We start from the raw sequence: 4,384 nt of genomic DNA, 5'->3' as shown, positions 1-4,384 counted from the left end.
GAATTCCTGGCCAGGTATCTGGCCAACGCGCTGACCGCCGACGGCCCCGAACTGCGCGCCATCGCCTACGCCGCCCGGCGCACGGGCGTGCACGTCTCGATCGGCTTCGCCGAGCGGGCCGGACACGAGGTCTTCATGTCCCAGGCGCTGATCGATGCCGACGGCACCATCGCCGTCGCTCGCAAGGCGGAACCGACCGGGCTCGAGCGCACTGTCTTCAACGCCGCGCCCGGTGGGGGACCGCTGGTTCGTGACACCGTGCACGGCCGGATCGGTGTACTCGGCGGCGCCGATCATCTCCGTGCCGACCTGCGTGGACAGATGCACGATCAGCGCGAGCAGCTCCACATCGCCGCGTGGTCGGGCTTCACCGTGTACTACGGGGAGGGCAAGGAATGGGGGCCCGATCTCAATACCGCCGCCAGTGTTCGCTACGCGATGGACGGATCGACCCATGTCATCGCGCCCGTCGCGGTCGTGCCGGTGGCAGGCTGGGAGGTCGTCGACGCGCGGATGCCGGAGCGGCGCCTGCTGCGTGGTGGTGGCGGGGTCTCGCGAATCTTCGGGCCCGGCGGACTCGAACTCGCCGCACCGCTGGCCGAAGGCGACGAGGGACTGCTCTACGCCGATCTAGATCTCGGCCGCACCGTGCGCCCGGCCACCGCGGCCGCGCCCCGCGGTGAGCGCCTGCCGCTCCGGGTACCGAGCGGTCGGATCGTGCGGCGTGAGCCGGTGCGCGTCGGCCTCACGGGGGCCTGAGACGACGGCCGCGAACCACAGTGCGACGAAGCCGGCGGTCATCGCAGCGGCACCGAGACATCGGCGCCCGCTTCACGGGTAAGCCGGGCGTTCACCTTGGCCAGTGCGGGCGTCGGGACGAATCCGCCCGCCAGCAACGCCTCACCCTGCCGGAACCAGGGCGCCTGGGCGAGCAGGCCGCTCGGCGCGTAGCCGAAGTAGGTGCCGAGTTCCTCCAGGTCGGAGGGGGAGGTCATCTTCATCAAGGCGAGGTTGTCGCACTGAGAGATGATGCCGGGGTGCACCTTTGACGGCCGCTGTGTCGACAGCAGCAACCACAGGCCGAATTTGCGCCCCTCGGCGGCGATCTGGATCAACCGCTCGCGCACCGCGACGGCCACCGGCGATTCGAGTCGGGGTGAGGCGAGGTTGTGCGCTTCGTCGATCACCAGCAGAACCGGGCGGCGTTCCTCGCGCTTGGCCCACAGATCGTCGAGCAGCGACAGGGCGACGACGAGTTGCTGTGCGGGCGTGGAGAATCCGCCGAGATCCAGGACTGTCACATCGGGGCGATCGGCGACGATCTCGGTGACCGCCTGGTCGGCTCCCGCCCAGACCTCCCAGTCGAGCAGTCCCAGATTCTCCACGCGCATCGCGAGCCGGCGGCGAGCCGTGTTCTCGACAGCGCGCAGGTTGTCCAGTACATCGTGGATTTCGCCGGACATCGCCGATGCCAGATGGATCAGTTCGTTGAACTCCTCCCTGTCGGCCACCGGATCCAGCTGCAGCACAGCGGCCTTCGAGGTCAAGGGCATGTCGATGAACTTCGCCCGCAGGCGACCGGGTGGTTCGGATTTCGGTCGCAGGACGCGGATATCGCGCTGGCGCAGGGCCTGCGCGGTGGGGCCGGTGGCGCCGGGGATCACCTCGCCGATGCGGACGAAATCGGAATTCGGGTCGAAGATGACGATCGGCAGCGCGGTGTACGCGATCAGCTGCTCGAGGACCACGCCGAGAGCGTAGGTCTTGCCGGAACCGCTCTGTCCACACCAGAACGTGTGCCGGTTGAAACGGGTGGGGAGCAGTCGGGCGGGGCCGCCGGGCGCCGACAGGCTCACGCCGACCTCGAGCTCGGCGCCGGTGGTGTGGTGGAGCGCGGCGACGGTGTCGCGATCGGCGGGGCCGATCTCCCCGCCGTCGAAGGCGTGACTGGCTCTGGTGTCGATCCCGTCATCGGTGAGTTCGCCGATCAACCTGCCCCGCAGCCCGACGGGCACGGTCGCCGTGCGCTCCTCGACCAGCCCGAGCTGCCTGCGCCCCGCGCAACTGACCACGATCAGGGATCCGGCGGGGAAGGGGCTGGCCGCGGCGTTCTCGACGACGAACGAGCGGCCGTCCTCGGAGCGCACGGACAGGACGGCGGATTCGGCAGACATGGACGTGTCCTCCCGGTGGCGCGTCGACGAGCATCCTGCTGGCAACCACCAGTAAACACGGCCCGGTCACGTCTTCCGGTACACCGCGCGCACGTGTGTCGGGTGCTGTCCGCGGCCCTCGTACCGGAGCGTGCTGAAAGAGGCTTGCGCAGAGAGGTTTTACCTGGTCAAGACCGAATGTAAGTACATTTGCAATTGCATTCGAGGCGCGGAGCGGGGGTATTCTTCTGGGCGATGCCGCACTGACGGCAGCACCCGATTCTCGTTTCCGGAGGTCGCCTGTGGCGAACGAAACGACGACGCTGGAGTTCTCGGCGCAGACACCGCGCAGTGCGGAGTTCGAGCAGTGGGAGGCGTTGATGACGAAGACGTATTTCCCACTCGCGCTCGATCCCACATTGGACGCGCCCACGTTCGGCAGGCTCACCAGCAGTGCCTTGCCCGGTGTCGCCGACTTCTCGCTGACCGCGCTCGCGGGTGGGAATCAGGAATTCCGGCGCACCAAGACGCATGTGGCGTGTGCCGACGAGGAATTCCTGCTTGTCAGCATTCAGGTCGCCGGTCATGCCCGGCTCACCCAAGACGGCCGCTCGGTGCTACTGAAGCCGGGCGAAATGACGTTCCTCGACACCGCGCGGCCCTCGCTCTGGCACGACAGCGTGTCCTACGAGCAGGTGCTCGTGCGAGTGCCCACGCGACTGCTCCGCCTGCAGCCGGGTCTCGCCGAGGTCCGCATACCGACCGCCACCGCGATTGCTCCGGACAGCCCGGCGGGTGTGGTGGCCACCTACTTTCGTGAGCTCGCCCGGGTTCGCGCGCAATCGCCCGCACAGGCCGACATCCTGGCCAGGAGTGCGCTCGACCTCCTCGGCTCGGCGGTGCTGCTCGCCGCGGGGAGCGAACCTGTCGAGGCCCCTGCCGACGCACTCAGTCGCGAACACGTCATGGTCTACCTCCGAAAGCGGTGCACCGACCCGGAATTGACCGTCGACGAGGTGGCCGCGGCCTGTCACATCTCGCGCCGCACGCTGTTCCGAATCTTCGACGGCACTGGCGACAGCCTCAGCACCACCCTGCGCAGATTGCGGATCATGCATGCGCGGAAGCTGCTGGCCCGCACGAGAAGCCACCCGCCCGCAGCGGTCGCCTACGCCTCGGGATTCGCCTCCGAACGGCACTTCTATCGGGTGTTCCAGCAGGAAACCGGGATGACGCCCGGCGAATATCGGCAGTCACACATCGGCTGATCAACGTGGCACTGATTGTCAGAGGCTTGGCGCGGGAGGACTGCCGACACGATCGTTCTCGCAGCACACTGGATTTCGTTGGACCAGTGCGGTACGAGGAGCGATCGCGATGCCGATTCGGATCAGGGCGGTAGCGGTGCAGGCCGAGCCTACGTGGCTGCATCTGCCCGCGGTCCTCGCGCAGACGATCGGCTTCATCGAGGATGCCGGGGCCGGTGGGGCACAGCTCGTCGTGGTGGCGATGGCTGAAGTCGGTCGACCGGGGGTCTGAGTTCCAGTGACGCCACTGGAACGTGAAGTCTTCGCCGACGGTGTGGCGCCGTCGGCGGTTTACCACACCGAACTGGGCTGGGTCGGCGTCCTGGGGGGAGCCGACCATGTGTGCCCGGACCGGCGCGTGGACCTGTGGCGGGAGCAGGTCCACGTCGCCGCGTTCTCCGGATTCATCGTGTATCACCAGGTCGGCGACGACATCGTGGTCGCGGTGAACAGTTCGGCTCGCGGGCTCACTGGTGATTTCGTGAGCCGGTCAGGACCTGACCAACCGGGCGATGGCGTCGGTGGCCTCTTTGATCTTGGCTTCGGCCTCGGGTCCACCGGCGATCGCCGCGTCGACGACGCAGTGTGAGATGTGATCCTCGAGCAGCCCCATCGCGACGGCCTGTAGTGCCTTGGTCATGGCGGAGACCTGGGTGAGGATGTCGATGCAGTACTTTTCCTCTTCGACCATCCGCTGGAGGCCGCGCGACTGACCTTCGATGCGGCGCAGTCGCTTGAGGTAGTCGTCCTTGGCGGTGATGTAGCCGTGGCCTGCGTGGCCCGCGTGCTCGTCGCCGGTCGCGGTGTCGGGGGTGGGTGTTGTCACCGTGGTCTCCTCGCCTGCCTGGTAGCTCGCGTGGCGAACTAATACCCCCCTAGGGTACAGTTTCGCGGTCGAAATGTCAGATGACAGGTCCCCGGTGC

5 protein-coding genes are annotated in these 4,384 nt (G+C 67.6%); 3 read left to right on the top strand and 2 right to left on the bottom strand.

Annotated elements, in window-relative coordinates:
- A partial coding sequence (locus ACFWF3_RS25945; RefSeq protein WP_379315905.1) for a nitrilase-related carbon-nitrogen hydrolase occupies positions 1-759 on the top strand: 759 nt, incomplete at its 5' end.
- A gap of 38 nt (positions 760-797) precedes the next feature.
- Here ACFWF3_RS25945 and ACFWF3_RS25940 read toward each other — a convergent pair.
- Positions 798-2,174, bottom strand: coding sequence for an ATP-binding protein (locus ACFWF3_RS25940; protein WP_379315903.1), 1,377 nt, complete (start codon positions 2,172-2,174; stop codon positions 798-800).
- A 281-nt stretch (positions 2,175-2,455) separates the two neighbouring features.
- Here ACFWF3_RS25940 and ACFWF3_RS25935 point away from each other — a divergent pair, with 281 nt between their 5' ends.
- Positions 2,456-3,421, top strand: coding sequence for a helix-turn-helix domain-containing protein (locus ACFWF3_RS25935; protein WP_379315901.1), 966 nt, complete (start codon positions 2,456-2,458; stop codon positions 3,419-3,421).
- Between the two features lie 109 nt (positions 3,422-3,530).
- Positions 3,531-3,692 (top strand): hypothetical protein, encoded by a 162-nt coding sequence (locus ACFWF3_RS25930; protein ID WP_379315899.1) that lies wholly within the window; start codon positions 3,531-3,533, stop codon positions 3,690-3,692.
- A gap of 258 nt (positions 3,693-3,950) precedes the next feature.
- Here ACFWF3_RS25930 and ACFWF3_RS25925 read toward each other — a convergent pair whose 3' ends face one another.
- Positions 3,951-4,286, bottom strand: coding sequence for a metal-sensitive transcriptional regulator (locus ACFWF3_RS25925; protein ID WP_378993608.1), 336 nt, complete (start codon positions 4,284-4,286; stop codon positions 3,951-3,953).
- Between the last annotated feature and the right edge of the window lie 98 nt (positions 4,287-4,384).

Source organism: Nocardia sp. NPDC060220 (assembly GCF_042727815.1).
Taxonomy (GTDB): Bacteria; Actinomycetota; Actinomycetes; order Mycobacteriales; family Mycobacteriaceae; genus Nocardia.
The sequence above is the reverse complement of the archived record's forward strand: the minus strand, read 5'-3'. Positions and strand labels throughout refer to the sequence as shown.

What these genes read in the sequence shown, in the direction of transcription:
- ACFWF3_RS25940 (WP_379315903.1), bottom strand. Translation starts at nt 2,174, where the DNA reads ATGTCTGCCGAATCCGCCGTCCTGTCCGTGCGCTCCGAGGACGGCCGC.
- ACFWF3_RS25930 (WP_379315899.1), top strand. Translation starts at nt 3,531, where the DNA reads ATGCCGATTCGGATCAGGGCGGTAGCGGTGCAGGCCGAGCCTACGTGG.